The following is a 20691-nucleotide window of genomic DNA, read 5'->3' on the forward strand; positions in this document are numbered from 1 at the left end:
AATGGCAGCGGGCGTCCTTGAAAACCTGATCTCACAGCGCCGCCTGCGCCGCGCACGTCTTCTATCGGGCCTGATTATCTTTTCCTTCCTGACCATGCATATGATGAACCATATGTTCGGTCTCATTTCCGTGGAAATGGCGGATTATGCGCGTCGCTGGTTCCTGCCAATGTGGCGCAACCCTGCCGGAAGCGTCCTGCTTTACGGTGCCTTCCTGACCCATATCACGCTGGTTCTCGGCTCGCTCTATATGCGCCGAAGCATGACCATGCCGTGGACCGAGGCGGCGCAAATCATCCTGGGCCTCTTGATCCCGATCCTGCTGATCGATCACATCGTTTCGACGCGGCTTGCCTCTACACTCTTTTATTTGCGGGATAATTACGAAACGGTCGTCCACACACTCTGGACGAAATCGCCGTTCAACGGCGCCAAGCAAGCACTGGCGCTAGTGGTGATCTGGCTGCATGGCTGCCTGGGAATTCATTTCTGGCTGCGGTACCGGCCCTGGTACACAGCGATCTGGCCCGGTGTTCTGACAGTTGCCATCCTGATCCCCACTCTGTCGCTGCTCGGTTTTGCGCAGATGGGCCGCACCATGTCGACGCCGGTCTATCTGATGAGCGGCTTTCCCGGCGGCTACTACGATCCGACCGCGCTTTCCGCCCAAGCCAATCAGCAGCTGCTGGAGATTCGCCTGGTCATGCATGGCATCTTTGCAGCGCTCGTGCTGGGCGTCTTTGCGGCGCGAGGCATAAGGTGGCTGCGCGAACGAGCCCACCTCATCACCATCCGCTTTCCTGAAGGTCAGGCGATCAGCGTTCCGCGCGGCTATACCGTTCTGGAAGCAAGCCGCATGGCTGGCCGTCCGCACTATGCCGTTTGTGGCGGCAAAGGCCGATGTTCCACCTGCCGGGTGCAAATCATCGAAGGGCTCAATAACCTTTCTGCACCCGACAGCCAGGAAGAGCGCACCCTATCACGTATCAAAGCAGGGGCGGATGTGCGCCTCGCCTGCCAATTGCGACCCACTGGGCCGGTGACGCTCACCCCTCTTCTGGTGGCGAAATCGGAAGTGGATGAAACACCGGACAGCTATGAAGCCATACCCGGACGTGAACGGGAAATCGCCGTTCTTTTTTGCGATATCCGCAACTTCACCACGCTGACGGAAACGCGGCTGCCCTTCGATATCGTTTTCCTGCTCAACCGCTATTTCGCCGTTGTCGGCCATGCGGTGGAACAGGCAGGCGGGCGCATGGACAAATTCATCGGTGACGGGGCCATGGCGCTGTTTGGCCTGAGCGGCAATGCAGAACTGGCCTGCCGCCAGGCGCTGGATGCCTCCCGCCGCATCATTGCCGGGATCGAGGCGCTGAACGAGCAATTGGAAAATGAACTTCCCGATCCCTTACGCATCGCCATGGGCATCCACACCGGGCCTGCGGTGGTCGGAACGCTCGGCTATGGCAATGCCCGCACGCTGACAGCCATTGGCGACACGGTGAATGTGGCAAGCCGCTTGGAAACCGTAGCCAAGGATCTGGACACAAAGCTGGTTCTTTCCGAACCGGTTGCCCAACTGGCAGGTCTCGACCTTTCAGCCATTCCAAGCCAGGAGATCGCCATCCGTGGCAGGACCGAGCGCTTGAAGGTTTTCGTTTTCGAAAAGGGCGTGCGTAAAGCCTTGGAAGGTCTCGTTATCGATCCTGCGGCAAGCTGACTGCAAGAATCTCCGATACACGAGCCGATGGCTCATGTTAGCTTAGCTTCATGAGTACCCTGGCAACCGATAATTTCTACGATACTTTGCCTGAACTGAGCCAGTTCGAAGGCGTGGCCGAGCCTGCCAATTACCGGCCATTGCCCGATGGCTGGCTGCTGGCCATTGCCGATGTCGTAGGCTCGACACAGGCAATTTCCGAGGGGCGCTACAAGGATGTGAACATGGCAGGGGCTGCCGTCATTTCCGCGCTGATGAATATGCTGGGCCGCAGAAACCATCCCTTTGTTTTTGGGGGCGATGGAGCGATGGTGGCCCTTCCTGCCTCAGCCGCCAAACAAGCGCGACAAGCCTTGGCCGAGGTGCGCAACTGGGTGCGGGATGCGCTGCGATTGGACATGCGCGTGGCGCTGGTACCGGTCAACGATATTCGCGAAGCGGGCCTTGAGGTGAGCGTTGCACGTTTTGCCGCCAGTGCCGATGCAAGCTACGCCATGTTCAATGGCGGCGGCGCCAGTTGGGCCGAAGCGCAAATGAAGGCGGGCCGCTATCATATTGCGGATGAGGCTGGTAAGGCACCGGACCTGACCGGCCTTTCCTGCCGGTGGGAGCCGATCCCTGCGCGGCATGGCCAGATCCTTTCCATCATTGCCAAGCCGGTTTCCGCCGAAACGATGACCGGCTTTCGGGAATTGGTACGCCAGTTGATTGCGCTCACCGCAGAACTGGACCGCGCCAGCCATCCGATACCCGCAGAGGGACCACCGCTGAACTATAAAAGCGAGAACATTGAAAGAGAAGTGCGTGCGTCATCGGGCCTCACCAACCGACTGAAAGCTTACGTTTCAGCGCGTTTGCAAATCTGGCTGGTCATCTGGCTCTACCGGCGCAAAGGCAGGTTCGGACGCTTTGACGCGCAGCAATATGCACGTGATGTTGCAGCCAATTCCGACTTTCGAAAGTTTGATGACGGGCTAAAAATGACCGTCGATATCGATGAAGCGCATTTTGGAAAGATCAAGCAGCTTCTGGAGGAGGCGCAGGCGCAAGGCATTTGCGAGTTCGGCCTGCACAGCCAGCCAGAGGCTCTGATGACCTGCTTCGTGTTCAGCCCGCTCTCACGCAACCATGTTCACTTTATCGATGGGGCCAATGGCGGCTACGCCCTGGCGGCAGGGCAGCTGCCAAGCCGACGCCAGATGGGATCGTAACAGCCCCTCGCGACGGATTTAAAATCCAGATGCGTTATATCTGATGGACGGTCTTGTTTCTGCGCGCAACCATACCGATGTGACAGAAAGACGCCGCCCGGCAGAGAACCACTCCTTGCATAGGCCATCTCATGACAACTGCTTCCGGACCGGTTTCTTCGATTTTCATGGACAAGGTCGCCGACTGGCTGACTAAGACGGCTCTTTCCGGTGCATCGCTGGAGCAGATCGTCCGCGGCTTTTGCGAGCGCATTTCTGCCGCGGGCATGCCGATCGTGCGTGTTCACCTCTCCTTCGCCATGCTGCATCCTCTTTATGATGCCTTGGGCTTTACATGGCGGGCGCAAAGCGGACTGGAGGTGGAAGGCTACCGGCACGACGTGGGCAATAACGACGTCTTCCTGAAAAGCCCTTACTTCCATCTCCTCAGCAACAACCTTGAATACATACGCCGCAAGGTGCCAGCGGAGGGGCCGGTGGAATTTACGGTGTTTGAGGATTTGCGCCGTGAAAAGATCACCGATTACATCGCATTCCTGCAGCCTTTCGGCGACGGATCGATCCAGGGCATGATGGGCTCCTGGTCTACCAGTGCTGCCGAAGGTTTCAGCGAGGACATGGTATCAGCCCTCATGCGCTTGCAGAACCATCTGGCCGTCGCTGCCAAGATGGCGGTTCTCGATAAGCTCGCCAGCAATATGTTGACCACCTATCTTGGCATGGATGCGGGCCAACGGGTCTTGAAAGGACAGATCCGGCGCGGCGATGGCGAGACCATTCGTGCCGCGCTAGTGATGGGCGATATGCGCGCCTCCACCTCGCTGGCCGACAAGGAAAGCCGTCAGGACTATATTGATACGCTGAACAGTTTCTTTGATGCGCTGGCGGCTCCCTTCAATCGCAATGGCGGGCAGATCCTCAGTTTTCTGGGCGATGGCTTTCTGGCCGTTTACCCTTGCGACCGGCACCGTGAACCCTCCCGCGCTGCAAGCCAGGCAGCCATGAGCGCCGTGCGCCACGCGCAGGCCCGGATGGCGGATCTGAACGGGGAGCGCCAGAAAAAGGGGCTCGCACCCATCGGCTATGGCATCGGCCTTCACATCGGCAATGTGATGTTCGGCAATGTGGGATTGCGGGATCGGCTGACCTTCTCGGCGTTTGGCTCCGCTGTGAATGAAGTGGTGCGATTGCAGGCGCTGACGAAGAAATACGACACGGACGTGATCGCCAGCGAAGCCTTTGCCGATTATTGCGAGGGAGACTGGATAGACCTTGGTGAGCACAAGCTGCGCGGGGTGCGCCAGAAGGTGAAAATCATGAAGCCGGAACTGGCGATGGAAGACCTGACGCTTGAGGATGTCGTATCCGATCTGCGCCAACAGGCACTCTCGGAAGCGGAACGGCTGATTCTGCTGCATCGCGACGCAACCGGCCCTGACAATCGCCGCCCGGCTGCCAAGCTTCTGGACAAATTCCTGCAATAGGGGGCATTCGGCCTCTCCTTTCGCAAGGATTCCATCCATACCTTATTTTAGACTTGGAACAGGCTGCGAACCTCGCTAGTTTTCATTCTCCGGGTTGCCATCAGCCGCGCATAACGGCGCTGATCACCGTGGGCTGTTGAGGAGCTTTGAACTGGATGCAGCGCGGATGAGGATGGAAGTCAGCCTAGCCCGTTACATCTGGCGCAATACCTATAAGCAGCAGATCTGGATTCTGACGATCGTCGGGCTTTCGATGATCCCTTATTTCCTCTCCTTCGACCTGCCGAAGCAGATCGTCAACGGGCCGATCCAGGGGCAAGGTTTCGAAAACGCCAACGCGACCAAGCTTTTCATGCCGATTTCCTTCTCGCTTCCCTTCATCGGGGAGGTGCATCTGTTCGACGGGTTCGAACTGGGAAGGCTGGGCACGCTGCTGGCGCTGAGTTTCGTTTTCCTGGCGCTTGTCGTTTTGAACGGGCTCTTCAAGTTTTACATCAATACCTACAAGGGCCGGCTGGGCGAGCGGATGCTGCGGCGCATTCGCTTTGAACTGGTGGATCGCATTCTCCGCTTTCCGCCCGCCTATTTCAAACGGGCGAAATCCGCCGAAATCGCAACCATGATCAAGGATGAGGTGGAGCCGCTGGGCGGCTTTACCGGCGACGCCTTCGTGCAGCCCGCGCTGCTGGGCGGACAGGCCATTACCGCGCTTGCCTTCATCATCATCCAGAGCTTCTGGCTCGGCATGATCGCGGCGGGCATTGTGTGTGTTCAGGGCATTATCATTCCGCGCATGCGCCGGCGTTTGCTGGAGCTGGGACGTCAACGGCAATTGACGGCGCGCCAGCTTTCCGGTCGGGTGAGCGAGATTGTCGATGGCATCGGCTCCATCCACGCACATGATACATCCAACCTTGAACGCGCCGATATTGCTGCGCGTCTCGGCCTGATCTTTGACATTCGCTACGACCTCTACCAGTGGAAGTTTCTGGTCAAGTTCATCAATAACTTCCTGGCCCAGATCACGCCCTTCCTGTTCTATGTCATCGGCGGCTATTTTGCCCTGCAAGGCGAACTTGATATTGGTCAGCTCGTCGCCGTGATTGGCGCTTACAAGGACCTTCCCGGCCCGTTGAAAGAGCTGATCGATTGGGATCAGGCACGCCAGGACGTGCAGGTGAAATATGCCCAGGTGATCGAGCAGTTCGATGTTGAGCAACTCGTCGATGAGAAGGTAACGAGCCTTGTCGCCACGCCGGTTGAAAAGCTTGCCGCGCCGCTTGTTGCAACGCATGTGCTGGTGACCGATGACAGCGGCGCTGCGGTTCTCAACCGCGTCTCCGTCGAGATCCAGCCAAATGAGACGATTGCGATTATCGGCCCGAATGGATCAGGCGGAGAGGCCTTTGCGGAGGCGCTGGGACGTGTGGCATGGCCGGATGGCGGGCGCATCACTCTTGGTGGGCAGGACATTCTGGAAATGCCGGAATCCATTACCGGCCGCCGCATCACCTTCATTTCCGCCGAAGCCTACTTCTTCCACGCCAGCCTGCGTGACAACCTTCTCTATGGCCTCAAGCATGCGCCATTGACCGAAGTGAGCTACAAGGGCGCAGAGGCACGCAATTACAAGCGCAATCTTTTGGAAGCCAAGCTTGCGGGCAACCCCTCTCTCGACCTCAACAGCGACTGGATCGATTATCAGTCTGCTGGCGCATCTGGCCCGGACGATCTCTTGAAGGTCATCCGCCCCGTTCTGGATGCGGCCACGATCTCGCAGGACATTTTCGATCTGGCACTGCGTTCAAAAGTGGATGTGGAATCGCACAGGGCGATTACCGATGTGATCGTCGATGTGCGTTCTGCATTGCGTCGAAGGCTTCAGGAGGAAGACCTCGATACCATGGTGGTGCCGTTCGAGCCGGATGCGTTCAACGACCAGGCGTCCGTTGGCGAAAACCTGCTGTTTGGCACCATGCGCAAATCCATGACGCCGAGGCTGCTGGTGGCTCATCCTTATTTCAAGCAGATCATGCGTGGCAGCGGCCTGACGGACGACCTTTACGCCATGGGCCTTGAGATCGCCGAAACCGCCGTCGAACTCTTCAAGGACTTGCCGCCGGACAACCCGTTCTTCCAGCAATTGACATTCATGAGTGCGGACGACATTCCGCTTTACGAGGAGCTTTTGCAGAAGCTGCAAAGCGTTTCCGCGCAGGATGCCGAGCAGGAAGAACGCACCAGCATAATTCGCCTGAGCTTTGCCTATATCGAGCCGAGACACAGGTTCGGCCTGCTGACGCCGGAGCTGAAGCAGAAGATAGTAGAGGCCCGCAACGCTTTTTACGCAAACATTCCTGAAGAGTTGAGCGAGACCATCGAACGGCATGATCCGCAGCGCTTTTCGGAAACGGCCTCGCTGATCGACAATGTGCTGTTCGGGCGCATAGCCTATAGCGAGGCCGATGCATCCGAGCGGATCAACGTACTGGCGCGCGACATTTTCCAGGAGATGGAACTGGAAGACAATGTTCTCGCCATCGGTCTGGATTTCGATGTCGGCGCGCAAGGCAGACGCCTGACGAGCGTTCAACGGCAGAAGATCAACCTTGCCCGCGCGCTATTGAAACGGTCGGATTTCTTCATCTTCAACAGGCCGCTTCCAGCGCTCGATCAGCGTGCGCAGGACCGTATTGTCACCAATGTCATGCGCGATCTGCACAAGGATGGCTACCGCCCGGCGATCATCTGGGTACTACCAAACGCCGATATAGCGCAACTTTTCGACCGGGTTCTCGTTTTTTCCGGTGGCAACATTGTCGAAAGCGGCAGCTTTGACGAACTTTCCGGCAAAAACGGTATGTTCAAGGAGCTTGTCTCATAATATCGTTTTGGTACGGGACAGGGGAAGACTGATGCTCTTAAAGGAAGAAGTTGAGATGTTGCGGCGGGTACCGCTCTTCTCAAAGATTGCACCGCCGAAATTGAAGCTGCTCGCCTTCGCATCCGAGCGCCTGAATTGCCGCGAGGGGCAGAACCTCTTTCGGCAAGGCGACCCTGGCGATGCGGCTTACGTCATTTTGTCCGGCACGGCAGACGTTCTGGTGAATGCCGAGAGCGGCGAAGTAAAGGTCGCAGATCTCGAAAAAAATTCCATCGTCGGCGAAATCGCCATTCTCTGCGATGTCTCTCGAACGGCAACGGTGCGGGCTACCTCCCGGCTCGAGGTCTTGAAAATCAGCAAGGAAAACTTCCTTGGCCTGATGAGCGATTTCCCAGACATGGCTGTTGAAATCATGCGTGTTCTTGCTGATCGCCTCAACCATACGACGGCTGAACTGACCGCAGCACGCACCCGCGAACAGCGCGTTTTGACCTGAGGGAATTAAGTAGTCGCACGATTTCGGCACATGTTTAAAATTTGAAGTTTCACCCTTAGCCAACAGTAAGCTGTTGTGGGCACACTCACCCCATCAAGAATGTGCAGTCGCCGTCAGCATTTGACATGACAGCTGCACCGGGGAGCTTAGACATGTCCAATCAATATCAGGCTGCAGTTCGCGAATTCATTGCCGAAAACTTCCTCTTCAGAGCCGATGCGGAGATTGGCAGCGACCAGTCGCTGCTGGAGAGCGGCGTCATGGATTCGACCGGCGTGCTGGAACTCATCGCGTTTCTTGAAAGCAGCTATGGTATCCGCGTTGCCGATGACGAAATCGTCCCGGAAAACCTCGACAGCATTGACCGCGTTTCAAGCTACCTTTCTTCCAAACTTCAGGCGGCGTAAGCCATATCTCTCATCCGTTGCCGGGAGCAGCAGATGCGTATTGAAGCCAATCTCTTTGCCCAGGCCGAACAGAGACCACATCGTTTAGCGCTTGTGGCCGATGGCGAACGATTGTCCTACTTCGATCTTGCAGGGCGCGTTCAGGCCCTGGCGGCAGGATTTGCCAGTCACGGTATCCAAGCTGGTGACCGGGTGCTGCTTCTCCTCGACAATGGCGCGGATGCCGTGTGCTGCTTTTTTGCGCTGTGGAGCATAGGGGCCACGCCCTGCCCGCTTCATCCGACCGTAAAGGCGCAAAAGCTGGGTGAAATTATTGCCGGCACCAAGCCTGCAGCCCTGATCGGACTTGCCCGTCAGGTACAGGTGATGGATAGCGCGCGGCAAGGCTCTGGCCTTTCCTGCCCCTTGATCGTTCGAGGGCGACCCGAACCCGCTATCGACAATTGCCTCGACCTTGGCGAATTGCAGGCCGGTTCGGCACAAGAGGGCCAGTTTGGCAATTATCCAGATACCGATCTGGCGCTGCTGATCCACACATCCGGCTCCACTGGCGCACCAAAGGGTGTGATGCTCACCCACGCTAATCTCGATTTCACCTGCCGCGCCATTGTCCAATATCTCGGCAATAGCAGCGAGGACGTGATCCTCAGCGTGCTTCCGCTCTCGTTCGGCTATGGCATCACGCAGATGGTGACGGCCTTCATGGCGGGGGCCACGCTTGTTCTGGAGAAAAGCTTTGCCTATCCCCGCGTCATCCTCAATCGTTTGAGCGAGGAGAAGGTCACCGGCCTGCCGCTGGTGCCAGCCATGGCCGGCCTCATTACAGGCATGAATGATCTCGAACACGGTTGTCTGCCACATCTCCGTTACGTGACGAGCGCGGCGGCGGCATTGCCACCTGCCATTGCGGACAGGCTTCAAACGCTCCTGCCTTCCGCGAAGCTCTTCATCATGTATGGGCAGACGGAATGCATTCGGACAAGTTATCTCGATCCGGCAGAGCGGACATCAAGACCTCTTTCCGTAGGCAGGCCGTTGCCCGGCACAGTGGCTGAAATTCTTGACGACCAAGGGAACCCCGTTCCCGCGGGCGAAATCGGTGAACTCGCGCTGCGCGGCCCGCACGTGATGACAGGCTACTGGCAACAGGATGGTCTGACCGCGCGCACTCTGGAAAAAACCGCCGACGGCATTCGCTATCGTACCGGAGATCTCTTCCGATCTGATGCCGATGGCTTCCTCTACTTCGTCTCCCGCAAGGACGACATCATCAAGACACGCGGTGAAAAGGTGAGCCCGCAGGAGGTGGAGCGCGTCCTCTACGGGCATTCTGCCGTAGAGGAGGCTGCGGTTGAGGGCGTGGACGATCCGGTATTTGGCCAGGTTGTGAAGGCGCATGTGGTGCTGCGACAGGGCCTGGCACTGTTGCCACGCGAGCTTTTGCGCCACTGTGCCGAGCATCTGGAGGATTTCATGATCCCCAAATTCATTGAATTTCACGAGGCGCTGCCGAAAACCACGAGCGGCAAGATACGTCTCTCCCTTTTGGATGAACAAAGACAGGAACAGGTGGCATAATGCAATCCATGACAGCACTTCGCGCCAAAAGCGCCCCCGCCTTTTCCGCGCAAAGCCTTACACTTGATGCCGAGGCGGAAATCGAGCGCATTTGTGCCTGGATGCGGCAGGTGGTGGGCAAGGATCTACGTAAGCGTGGAGCAACGCTTGGCCTTTCCGGCGGCATCGATTCCAGTGTCACTGCCGCCTTGGCGGCCCGCGCTTTCGGCCCTTCCAAAGTGCTTGGCATTTTCATGCCGGAACATGATTCCGATCCTGAAAGCCTTCGCCTCGGAAAGGCGCTGGCAGAGGCCATCGGCATCGAGACCGTGCTGGAAGATATTGGCCCAAGCCTTGATGCCGCGGGCTGCTATCGCCGCCGTGACGGCTTCATCCGCCAAATCGTTCCAGAGTTCTCAGAAGGATGGGGTTGCAAGGTCGTGCTGGAAGATGCGCTTGCTGGCCGTGGCTACAACATCTCCTGGCTTGTGGTGGCAGACCCGCAAGGCCAGCAAAGCCGTCACCGAATGCCGCTCGACGTTTATCTTGGCATGATTGCTGCAGCCAATATGAAGCAGCGCACCCGCAAACAGACGGAATATTACCATGCCGACCGGCTGAACTATGCGGTGGCTGGCACACCAAACCGACTGGAATATGACCAGGGTTTCTTCGTGAAGAATGGTGATGGCGCCGCTGACTTCAAGCCCATCGCGCATCTCTATAAGACCCAGGTCTATCAACTTGCCGAAGCCTTGGGCGTGCCGGAACAAATCCGCCGTCGCCCGCCGACCACCGACACCTGGTCCCTGCCACAGGGTCAGGATGAATATTACTTCTCGCTCCCCTACAATCTCATGGATCTATGCTTGTTCGGGCTGGATCACGACATTGCTGCGGAAGATGTTGCGCAGGCGACAGGCTTGACCTTGGAGCAGGTGGACGCGGTTTGGAAAAACATCGCTTCAAAGCGCAAGGTGGCGGACTATCTGCACGCGGCACCCGCCACGCTTCTTTGAATTAGAACCGATCGCCGATAAGCCTCATCCAGGTTTCCCCGGCCAATCCGCTGACAAGCGCCTCTCCAGACTGGAGAGGTGCCAGTAGCGACTTATCTCGCGCATCGGCGAGGAAATAACTGCGACCCAAGAACAGCGTCCTGCGCCGCAAAAGCGTATTGAGCAGCCAAGGCTGTGCTCCGCCACGAATGGCAGAGCAGCCAAATTGGTAAGCTGAAACTAACATATCATCAACGAGATCGTCGGCATGTTTGTCGGACACAAAGCTTTGAAGCAACCAGGCCATATTGCCTGGACGACGGAAATAGATATAGGCGGCCAAGGGGCGGTTTTGTGCATCAACCGCCAGCCGGTAGCATGGCTCTCCCAGCATTCGCTTTTGCCCGGCGTGATGGGAGAACCAGTCGAGCGAGGCTGCATCCCAATCCGGGCGGAGAGGGTAACAGGCACAGAGTATCAGCGCTGCTGCATCGAATGTTTGGCGATCGACGTCAAAGAATACGAGACGTCGAGGGGAAGGCTCGACAACGGGGTGTAATGTATCCCTGCTGATCCGCGCAAAGGCGGCATCCGCTACCCGTGCAAGCTTCGAGAGAACACCAGCCGATGGGTGGCGAGGTGTGAGCAAAGCCAGAACTGAGGCAGCGGGGCGAAAGGGGCAAACCCAGGCCATGCTGTAGTGTGTGTTGACTGGCACACCCAGCTTGCGCCACATGCCCATGGCGGTGGAATTGGCCGTTTCGGTCAACGATAAGTCCTGCGGCCCGCCGAGGAAGCTTCGCACGAGACGCGCGCCAGCAAGTGGATGCTCCGCCGGGTTCTGCACGACAAGTGAGCCCGCCACGGCTGCACGCAGTTTTCGATCACCATAGACCATGCGCTGGGCGGTGACACCTATGAAACCCCTGACCCGATCCTGCTCATCCACGAAGACCTTCGATGCAATCTCCGGGTCTGTCCAGGGGTTCTCGAAATAGATGCTACGAAGAGCGGAAATGAGGTCGGGTGTGGCGACGCGATCAGCTGCACGCTTACGAAAGGTCTGGGCGAACAGCGTGGCGATGGCAGGCAGATCATCCATCTGCAAATCACGAGTGGTTGCGGCCTTTGCCCCTTTCGCCTCCACCATGTTCCTACCTTCCCGCCCTCTGATGCGCGAAACCTCGCATACCAGCCTGAAGATTGGATTAAACTGCACAAAGCAAGGCCCGCAGCGATGCTTCACTGCGGGCCTTTGCGCTCTATTATGGGACTTACATCCAGTAAGGTGGAACACCGTAATAATCATGGATCGTGCGGTCCCGCTCACGGTACCAGCTCTGATCGTCGAGGCTGCTGTAGCGCGGGGCACCCGTGATCTGATCCTTGGTCAAGTCGATACGGTAGCCATCAAGCTCTTCATCGTAATTCAGCTTTTCCCATGGCAATGGATAGTAGTCATCTCCAATGCCGAGGAAGCCTCCAAAGCTCAACACGGCATAGGCGACTTTGCCGCCGCGTTTCTCCAAGAGAATACGCTGGATGGAACCGATCTTGCGGCCATCAGCGCCGTAGACACTGGTGCCTTCAACCTTGTCGCTGGCAATGAGAGCGTAATTGTCCTTCACATAGGGATCTTTGCCGTTGCGGGGTTCCTGATGCAGCATGTTGCACCTCCTTTGTTGAAGTGTTTCTGCCCATTCCAACACGCGCAGGGCGAATTCGGTTCCGAATTTTATAGTGGACGCCGCCGCAGATAATTGACGCTTACGTCAAAGTCATTTAGCTTTTGGAATAAATCGGACGCGTATTCGTATATAAAAGTTATAAGGGTTGCTTAGCGGGAGTGGAGGCTCGGGAGCAACCTTCCCTTCAGGAGGAGTTGGCGGCATGAACGAAGTTTCCCATATCTCTTTGGATTCACCACAGCGCAAGATTTGGCTTGCCTCATATCCGCCCACGGTGCCTGCGGAACTGCCGCCGCTTGCCCACCGCTCCATTGCGCAACTGTTTGAGGAAAGCTGTGCCCGATTTGCGGATCGCACCGCCTTTTCGAGCATGGACAAGGCGCTGACCTTCCGTGCGCTGGAAGAGGAAAGCCGCAAAGTTGGTGCCTGGCTGCAGGCCCAGGGGCTGACCAAGGGAGACCGGGTAGCGGTGATGATGCCGAACATCCTGCAAAACCCGGTGGTGGTTTACGGCATTCTTCGCGCTGGATACGTTGTCGTCAACGTCAACCCCCTCTACACCCCGCGCGAGCTTGAACACCAACTCAATGACTCCAACGCCAAAATCATTTTCGTTCTGGAAAACTTTGCGCACACTGTTCAGCAGGTGGTGAACAAAACGGAGCTAAAACGCGTGGTCGTGACCAGCATGGGCGATATGCTGGGATTGAAAGGCCACATCGTCAATTTCGTCGTTCGCAAGGTGAAGAAGCTGGTTCCGGCATGGAATATTGCATCGGCTCTTTCTTTCAAGGCCATGCTGTCCGAGGGCGCGCGCAAGGCCTTGGCGCCGGCCGATCGAGGGCTCGATGATATTGCCTTCCTGCAATATACGGGCGGCACCACGGGCGTTTCCAAGGGCGCGATGCTGACGCACCGAAACCTGTTGTCCAACAAGGATCAGATGAGTTACTGGCTGGAAACGGCCTTCATCAAGCGCGACCGCCCGGAAGTAATGACCTTCCTTTGCGCGCTTCCGCTCTATCACATTTTTGCGCTGACCGTGAACTCGCTGATGGGTGTGGCCATTGGCGCGCATAATGTGCTGATTGCCAATCCGCGCGACCTTCCGAACCTCGTGAAGGATATGCAGAAGCACAAGATCCACATCTTCCCCGGGCTCAACACACTTTTCAATGCGCTCTTGAACAATGCCGAGTTTGCCAAGGTGGACAATTCCTCCCTGTTGATGGTGTTTGGCGGGGGCATGGCCATCCAACGCCCGGTCGCGGAACGCTGGCACAAAGTGACCGGCTGCCCGATTACCGAAGGCTACGGGCTTTCGGAAACATCGCCAGTGGCCACGGTCAACCGTATCGACATCGATGAGTTTACCGGCACCATCGGCCTTCCGGTTCCCTCGACGGAGGTGACTATTCGTGATGAAGACGGCAATGATCTTGTCTTCGGCGAGGTTGGTGAAATCTGCATCCGCGGCCCGCAAGTCATGGCGGGCTATTGGAACCGACCGGACGAAACCGCCAAGGTGATGTCGGCAGACGGGTATTTCCGCAGTGGCGACATGGGCTACATGGATCAGAAGGGTTACATCAAGATCGTTGATCGCAAGAAGGATATGATCCTTGTCTCTGGCTTCAACGTCTATCCGAACGAGGTGGAAGAGGTGGCCGCGATGCATCCGGGCGTTCTGGAATGCGCTGCCATCGGGGTGCCGGATGAACATTCGGGAGAGGCCGTCAAACTGGTTGTCGTCAAACGCGACCCGACACTGACCGAAGCCGACCTCAAAGCCCATTGCGCTGCCAACCTCACCAATTACAAACGGCCAAAGAAGATCGAATTTCGCACCGAATTGCCAAAAACAAACGTGGGCAAGATTCTTCGGCGCGAATTGCGGGATAAATCGTAAGGCCGCTGGCATGAGGGATTGCTGGAAAGCCACACCGGCGCACAATCACCTGCTCGTTAGTAGACGGCTGTAAATTCGACCGATAAGTGACATGGTGGCAGACTATCGCTGCCGCCATGTCAAATGATCGGTGGTCCGGCAGATGATCTGCAATTCCTCTTCGCGCTTTGCCTTGCTTCTGTCGGTCTGCCTTACGGTCTCCTCTTGTGCGAGCAGACCGGAGGGTGTTCTGGTTCCGGTAGCGGAAACATCGCCACAGGCATCGAAAGTGGATGTGCTGGTGGCCACCACCCGCAAGGCTTCGCCCAATCCCGGCGTGCTTTTCTCAGGCGAACGTGGCAAGGAGCCGCAGGTTACCGAGATCAAGGTATCGATCCCGCCGGATTCCAAGCGCAAAATCGGACAGGTACAGTGGCCATCGAAGCTACCGGCAAATCCTGCCAAGGATTTCGCTACATTGGCTGTGACTGAACTGACCCCAAACCAGTCGAAATCATGGCTTCGCAGCAATCTGCCGAAAAGCAAGCGCGTGCTTGTTTTCGTGCATGGATTTAACAACCGGTATGAAGATGCCGTCTACCGCTTTGCCCAGATCGTGCACGATAGCGGAGCGGATGTTGCGCCGATCTTGTTCACCTGGCCCTCTCGCGGCAGCATTTTCGCTTACAACTACGACAAGGAAAGCACCAACTATTCCCGAGATGCGCTGGAAACCACCTTACGCCTGCTCTCCCAGGAACCGGAGGTTGGTGAAATAACGATCATGGCCCATTCCATGGGCTCGTGGCTGACGGTGGAGGCGCTCAGGCAAATGGCCATTCGCGATGGCCGGGTCGCGCCAAAGATCCAGAACGTCATTCTGGCCTCGCCCGATCTCGATGTCGATGTGTTTGGCCGACAACTGGCAGAAATCGGGAAGAAGCGTCCGAAGTTCACCCTGTTCGTTTCCCAGGATGACCGGGCGCTGGCGCTTTCAAAGCGTATTTCCGGGGACGTGGACCGGCTGGGTCAGATCGATCCGCGTCAGGAGCCCTATCGATCAGGGCTGGAGAAGGAAGGCATCACTGTTCTCGATCTGACGGCGCTCCAAAGCGGCGACCAGTTGAACCACGGCAAATTCGCCGAAAGCCCCTATGTGGTAAAGCTGCTGGGCAACCGCCTGATTGCAGGACAGACGGTGACCGATTCCAAGGTCGGCCTTGGCGAAGGGCTCGGGGCCGTTGCGCTTGGCACGGCGCAGACGGTTGGAAGTGCGGCGAGCCTTGCAGTCAGCACGCCGATTGCGGTGTTTGATCCGAATACCCGCCGCTCCTATTCCGATCAGGTAGGACGCGTGGGCGATAGCTTTGGTGGCACGCTCCAATCCGCTATCGGGAGGTAGGCTTTACCGTAAATCGATTTATGTGCGCTTGATTTGCCACATAAAGCGAATAGGTTCCCACTCATTCATTGATGAGCATGAGGAACGACCATGCAGGCGATTGTCGAACAGCTGAAATCAACCGCATCACGCACGGGGGCAACCGATATCAGGGCTGCTTTTGCAGCGGACTCGGGGCGCTTCCAGCGTTTTCATGCGAAATTCGACGATCTCCTAATGGATTACTCGAAATGCGCCGTGAACGATGAAATCCTCTCGCTGCTGGAAAAGCTGTTTGACGAGGGCGGCGTTGCGGAAAAGCGTGAGGAGATGTTCTCCGGCAAGGCGATCAACTTCACGGAAAACCGCGCCGTTCTGCACACGGCCCTGCGCAATCGCTCCAACAGGCCGGTTTTGGTGGATGGCAAGGATGTGATGCCGGATGTGAATGGCGTGCTTGCCGCCATGGGCAAGTTTGCCGATGGCATTCGCTCCGGCAATTTGAAGGGTGCGACGGGTAAAGCGATAACGGACGTCGTCAATATCGGCATTGGCGGTTCGGATCTTGGTCCCGTCATGGCAACACTGGCGCTTGCCCCCTTCCATGACGGCCCTCGCGCTTACTTCGTATCCAATGTCGACGGTGCCCATATCGCCGACACGTTGAAGCTTCTAAATGCCGAGACGACACTCTTCATCGTGGCCTCGAAGACCTTCACCACCATTGAAACCATGACCAACGCCGCAAGCGCCCGCGCGTTCATTGCCGATGCGCTGGGCGAGGATGCGGTGAAGCATCACTTTGCAGCCGTATCCACCGCGCTGGAGAAGGTCGCTGCTTTTGGTATCGATCAAGACCGCGTTTTCGGCTTCTGGGATTGGGTCGGTGGACGCTATTCGATCTGGTCGGCGATTGGCCTGCCACTGATGATTGCAATTGGCCCGGAGAATTTCGGCAGGTTCCTGGATGGCGCACATGCCATGGACCAGCATTTCCGGCAGGCCCCGGTTCGCGAGAACCTTCCAGCCCTGCTCGGCCTCATCGGATATTACCATCGCAATGTTCTGGATTATCCGTCCCGCGCAATTTTGCCCTACGACCAGCGTCTTTCCCGCTTCCCCGCCTATCTCCAGCAATTGGATATGGAATCGAACGGCAAGGGCGTGACGATTGACGGCACGCCTGTCGAGGGCCAATCCGGCCCGGTGGTTTGGGGTGAACCCGGCACCAATGGTCAGCACGCCTTCTACCAGCTGATCCATCAGGGCACGAGCATCATACCTGCCGAATTCATGATTGCGGCAAAGGGTTTTGAGCCGGAACTGCGCCATCAGCACGAGCTTTTGATCGCAAATTGCCTGGCGCAGTCCGCCGCTCTTATGAAAGGCCGCACACTGGATGAGGCAAAAGCACAGCTTCTAAAGGCTGGCATGGATGAGAAAAAGGCAAACCACATTGCGCCGCACCGCGTCTTTACCGGCAACCGCCCGTCCATCACCTTCACTTATGAGCAGTTGACCCCATTTGCGCTTGGACGCCTGATCGCGCTTTACGAGCACCGCGTCTTCGTGGAAGGCGTGCTGTTCCGCATCAACTCCTTCGATCAATGGGGCGTGGAACTGGGCAAGGAGCTGGCAACAGGCCTTCTGCCTGTGGTGCAAGGCAAGCAGGGAACGGACGGTCAGGACGCTTCGACCGCCGGGCTGGTCAAAGCCTTGATTGGTTGAGGAATGACTCATCCTCCCATCCTGCGGGTCGTGCGGCCGACCGATGACATCGGTCGGCTGAAGCCGTTTTATATCGACGGCTTAGGCTTCCAGATTCTGGCCAGCTTCGAAGCGCATGACGGATTCGATGGCCTGATACTGGGGCATCCAAAGGCCCCTTATCATCTTGAGTTCACCAGGCACCCGGAGCATGTTGCCGGACGTTCGCCAAGCAAGGACCACTTGCTCGTGTTCTACCTGCCAGATGATGAAGAGTATCAATCGCGCACAGGCCGCATGAAGCAACATGGCTTCATGCCGGTACAATCCTTCAATCCCTATTGGGACCGAGTGGGTCAGACATTCGAAGACCCGGATGGCTACCGGGTCGTGTTACAGAACGCTGCCTGGGGCGTGTAGCGGCCGTGCGATTATTGTTCGATCACCTTGGCTAAATCGGCTCCAGAGCGTGTGAACGCTAAATAACCCCGCCATTCGCATGAATGATCTGTCCGTTGATCCAGCCACCTTCCGGGCCAGCAAGAAAGGCGACGAGGGCGGCAATTTCCTCCGGTTCACCAATCCGTTCCAGTGGAGATAACCTGGCAAAGGCCTCGATGGCAGCAGGCGCTTTTCCTTCCAGAAACATTGGTGTTGATGTAGCCCCCGGTGCTACTGCATTCACACTGATATTGCGTCCCTGCAGTTCCTTTGCCAGTACCTTTGTCATGGTCTCGATCGCTGTTTTGCTGGCACCGTAAATGCCGTAATTCGCTGAGGCCATAGTCGCAACAGAGCTGGAAATACTGATAATGCGTCCGCCTGGGCGCAAGTGGCGGGCTGCCTCCCGAAGGCCGTTGAAGGTGCCCTTCAAATTGACACCCATCTGCCGATCAAACTCCTCATCCGTGATCTCCGCGATCGGCTTTCGGATCATGATCCCGGCATTGTTGACCAGCACATCGACGCCACCAAATCGATGGGTAGCCTCTTCGAAAATTGCAGCAAATGTACCGCCAGCGGCTATATCTGCGTCAAAACCAATGGCTACGCCGCCCTTGCCCTCGATCTTTCCAGCAATGACAGACGAATCTTGCAGATCGTTGGCGACGACCAAAAATCCCATATCTGACAGCTTCAAGGCTATGGCTTGCCCAATGCCTTGGGCAGCGCCTGTGACAACCGCAACCTTCTGCACAGTTCAGCCTCCATAACTACGGGACCGCAGCCAAGCCTAGCGGATTATGACGCAAGATCTAGAGGCCGATCTCATGCGCATAAGGTGGGTTTGCACCAGCGCGCGAGACCGTGATCGCGGCGGCTTTGGCGCCCAGAACAAGCGCGTCCTTGACGGCCTGGTCTGACAGGCTCGCGACCTTCTCCTTCGTCAGCAGGTTCTGGCGCTTCAAGGAGGCGAGAATGCCAGCATCGAAGGTATCGCCAGCGCCAACCGTATCGACAACGGTCACGCGTTCGGCAGGCACGGCAACCTTTAAGCTGGACGTGTAACCCACAGCACCTTCCGCGCCACGGGTGATGACGACCAGCTTTGCACCCTGCCCCAGCCAGTATTTGGCAAGCGTGTCATGATCGCCGTCCATGCCGAACCATTCCAGGTCTTCATCGGAAAACTTGATGATATCCGACATGGCCGCCATGCGGGCGACCCGGCCATGGTGCTTTTCGCGGTCCTTGATGAAGCCTGGACGAATATTGGGATCAAACGAGATGACGCGGGTCTTATATTCGCGCGCCATCAAGCTTTCGTAGGTTTCTCCGCACGGTTCCGGTATGAGGCTGATGGCACCGAAATGCATCGCTTCGATTTCTGAACCGAGTTCCGGCAGGTCTTCTCGCGACAACATGCGCCCGGCGGTGCCTTCATCATAAAAGGCATAGGTCGCCTGCCCGTTGACGAGCTTGACAAAGGCGATGGTGGTTGGACGCGAAGAGATGGCGCAGAAGCGATCATCGACATGGCTCTGCTTCAAGGTCTCGCGCAAAATATCGCCCATCATGTCGTCGGATAGGCCAGTGAAGAACCCTGTGGGCTGGCCAAGGCGGCCAAGCGCAATGGCAGTGTTGAAGATCGCGCCACCAGCATAGGGCGCAAACCCGTTTTCGCCAACGGTCGTTTCGCGCGGCAACATGTCGATCAGGGCTTCACCACAGCACAGGATCATCAACAACCTCCCAGAGTTGGCCAAGTGGTTCGCAGGTCCAGAGGTCAGGCCGTGGTTTCTGGACCTAGGGTCAAAATCGATCCCCTAATTTAATCGATTAAATACCGACTTCCGAGAAGCCAGTCAAATTCGAATATTTGATTATTGGGCGGGCAAACGCTCGCCATCCTGCATGCATCAACCCTTTGGAAGTTCAGCTACGCCACCATTGCGGGCAGACCAGGCCAGCGGCTGATCCAGGAAGCTTTCTACTTCCGCCAGAGTGGCTTCATCGAACAGCTTCTGTGCCTTGGCCACTGCCAGGACTTCACGCCAGGTGGCGATATAGTGGCACTTGACCTTGCCGTTTTCAAACCGGGCTTCCGCTTCCGGGAAAACGCCGTAGTAGAACAGGGCGATGGCATGATCGACAATGCCGCCAGCGGCCCGAATGGCATCGATGAACTTGAACATGCTGCCGCCGACAGTGGTGAGGTCCTCAATCACGAGAACCCGTGCGCCTTCCGGCATATGCCCTTCGATCTGGGCATTGCGACCATGCCCCTTCGGCTGCTTGCGCACATAGATCATGGGAAGCGCCAGCCGTTCTGCCAGGAGTGCAGCAAAGGGAATACCCGCCGTTTCGCCACCCGCCACGCAATCGAAAGCTTCAAAGCCCGCATTACGGGTCACCACGGAGGCTGCAAAATCCATGATGGTGGAGCGAATGCGCGGATAGGAAAGCAGCTTGCGGCAATCGATATAGACCGGGCTCGCCATGCCGGAGGCCAGCTTGTAGGGCTGCTCTGGACGGAAATGAACAGCGCCGATCTCCCACAGCATTTTTGCCATGAGTTCGGCCATGACGGCGCGATCGGGATAGGTCACCTGAATCATGCTGGTCTCCATGTTTGGCAGCGCGAGGTGACGGGTATTCAACGATTGCCACTCGTGCCGCACTGCGGCTGATTTTGGGAAACGCTGTCGAATTCAGCCCGGGATGCTCGAAAACCGACCCGCGTTTTCGAACTCACGCCTTAGCAGCAAGATGTACGGGAAGCCAGCCTTGCATAGCGTTACAATACAAAAGGAAGATGGTTTCTAC

General features: G+C 57.1%; 17 protein-coding genes. 12 read left to right on the plus strand and 5 right to left on the minus strand.

Annotated elements, in window-relative coordinates:
* Nucleotide 1 precedes the first annotated feature (1 nt).
* The 8 genes from AC0JZ1_RS14265 (at nucleotide 2) to nadE (ending at nucleotide 10781) form a co-directional block, all read left to right on the plus strand.
* A complete protein-coding gene (locus AC0JZ1_RS14265) occupies nucleotides 2-1723 on the plus strand; it encodes an adenylate/guanylate cyclase domain-containing protein (RefSeq protein WP_471882999.1) in 1722 nt (573 codons plus the stop codon).
* A 50-nt stretch (nucleotides 1724-1773) separates the two neighbouring features.
* Nucleotides 1774-2934 (plus strand): DUF3095 domain-containing protein, encoded by a 1161-nt coding sequence (locus tag AC0JZ1_RS14270; RefSeq protein ID WP_471883000.1) that lies wholly within the window; start codon nucleotides 1774-1776, stop codon nucleotides 2932-2934.
* A gap of 131 nt (nucleotides 2935-3065) precedes the next feature.
* Nucleotides 3066-4418, plus strand: coding sequence for an adenylate/guanylate cyclase domain-containing protein (locus tag AC0JZ1_RS14275; protein ID WP_471883001.1), 1353 nt, complete (start codon nucleotides 3066-3068; stop codon nucleotides 4416-4418).
* Nucleotides 4419-4590: 172 nt separating this feature from the next.
* Nucleotides 4591-7302, plus strand: a complete 2712-nt coding sequence (locus tag AC0JZ1_RS14280) for an ABC transporter transmembrane domain-containing protein (protein WP_471883460.1) — start codon at nucleotides 4591-4593, stop codon at nucleotides 7300-7302.
* 31 nt (nucleotides 7303-7333) lie between these two features.
* Entirely contained in the window at nucleotides 7334-7798 is a 465-nt protein-coding gene (locus tag AC0JZ1_RS14285) for a cyclic nucleotide-binding domain-containing protein (protein ID WP_471883002.1), read from the plus strand.
* Nucleotides 7799-7950: 152 nt separating this feature from the next.
* Entirely contained in the window at nucleotides 7951-8205 is a 255-nt protein-coding gene (locus AC0JZ1_RS14290; RefSeq protein ID WP_471883003.1) for an acyl carrier protein, read from the plus strand.
* 33 nt (nucleotides 8206-8238) lie between these two features.
* Nucleotides 8239-9783 (plus strand): class I adenylate-forming enzyme family protein, encoded by a 1545-nt coding sequence (locus AC0JZ1_RS14295; protein ID WP_471883004.1) that lies wholly within the window; start codon nucleotides 8239-8241, stop codon nucleotides 9781-9783.
* A gap of 8 nt (nucleotides 9784-9791) precedes the next feature.
* Nucleotides 9792-10781 (plus strand): NAD(+) synthase, encoded by a 990-nt coding sequence (nadE, locus tag AC0JZ1_RS14300; protein WP_471883461.1) that lies wholly within the window; start codon nucleotides 9792-9794, stop codon nucleotides 10779-10781.
* Between the two features lies 1 nt (nucleotide 10782).
* Here nadE and AC0JZ1_RS14305 read toward each other — a convergent pair whose 3' ends face one another.
* Complete coding sequence (locus tag AC0JZ1_RS14305; protein ID WP_471883005.1) at nucleotides 10783-11910, minus strand: hypothetical protein; 1128 nt, start codon at nucleotides 11908-11910, stop codon at nucleotides 10783-10785.
* Between the two features lie 124 nt (nucleotides 11911-12034).
* Nucleotides 12035-12427: a PRC-barrel domain-containing protein gene (locus tag AC0JZ1_RS14310; RefSeq protein ID WP_471883006.1), complete on the minus strand. Its 393-nt coding sequence runs from the start codon at nucleotides 12425-12427 to the stop codon at nucleotides 12035-12037.
* A gap of 223 nt (nucleotides 12428-12650) precedes the next feature.
* On the opposite strand from AC0JZ1_RS14310, the gene AC0JZ1_RS14315 reads away from it, so the two are divergent.
* From AC0JZ1_RS14315 to AC0JZ1_RS14330, 4 genes are all read left to right on the plus strand, one after another.
* Nucleotides 12651-14357 (plus strand): long-chain-fatty-acid--CoA ligase, encoded by a 1707-nt coding sequence (locus AC0JZ1_RS14315; protein WP_471883007.1) that lies wholly within the window; start codon nucleotides 12651-12653, stop codon nucleotides 14355-14357.
* A gap of 142 nt (nucleotides 14358-14499) precedes the next feature.
* On the plus strand, nucleotides 14500-15738 hold the full coding sequence (locus AC0JZ1_RS14320; protein WP_471883008.1) for an alpha/beta hydrolase: 1239 nt from the start codon (nucleotides 14500-14502) through the stop codon (nucleotides 15736-15738).
* 90 nt (nucleotides 15739-15828) lie between these two features.
* The gene (gene pgi, locus AC0JZ1_RS14325) at nucleotides 15829-17445 is read left to right on the plus strand and encodes a glucose-6-phosphate isomerase (RefSeq protein ID WP_471883009.1); all 1617 of its coding nucleotides are present in this window, start codon (nucleotides 15829-15831) and stop codon (nucleotides 17443-17445) included.
* 3 nt (nucleotides 17446-17448) lie between these two features.
* Entirely contained in the window at nucleotides 17449-17844 is a 396-nt protein-coding gene (locus tag AC0JZ1_RS14330) for a VOC family protein (protein ID WP_471883010.1), read from the plus strand.
* 58 nt (nucleotides 17845-17902) lie between these two features.
* Here the strand turns inward: AC0JZ1_RS14330 and AC0JZ1_RS14335 are convergent, their stop codons facing one another.
* The 3 genes from AC0JZ1_RS14335 to AC0JZ1_RS14345 form a co-directional block, all read right to left on the minus strand.
* On the minus strand, nucleotides 17903-18622 hold the full coding sequence (locus tag AC0JZ1_RS14335) for an SDR family oxidoreductase (protein ID WP_471883011.1): 720 nt from the start codon (nucleotides 18620-18622) through the stop codon (nucleotides 17903-17905).
* Between the two features lie 58 nt (nucleotides 18623-18680).
* Nucleotides 18681-19607, minus strand: coding sequence for a carbohydrate kinase family protein (locus AC0JZ1_RS14340; protein ID WP_471883012.1), 927 nt, complete (start codon nucleotides 19605-19607; stop codon nucleotides 18681-18683).
* Between the two features lie 177 nt (nucleotides 19608-19784).
* Complete coding sequence (locus AC0JZ1_RS14345; protein ID WP_471883013.1) at nucleotides 19785-20483, minus strand: orotate phosphoribosyltransferase; 699 nt, start codon at nucleotides 20481-20483, stop codon at nucleotides 19785-19787.
* Nucleotides 20484-20691: the final 208 nt, after the last annotated feature.

The sequence above is a fragment of the Affinirhizobium capsici genome (genome assembly GCF_977018625.1).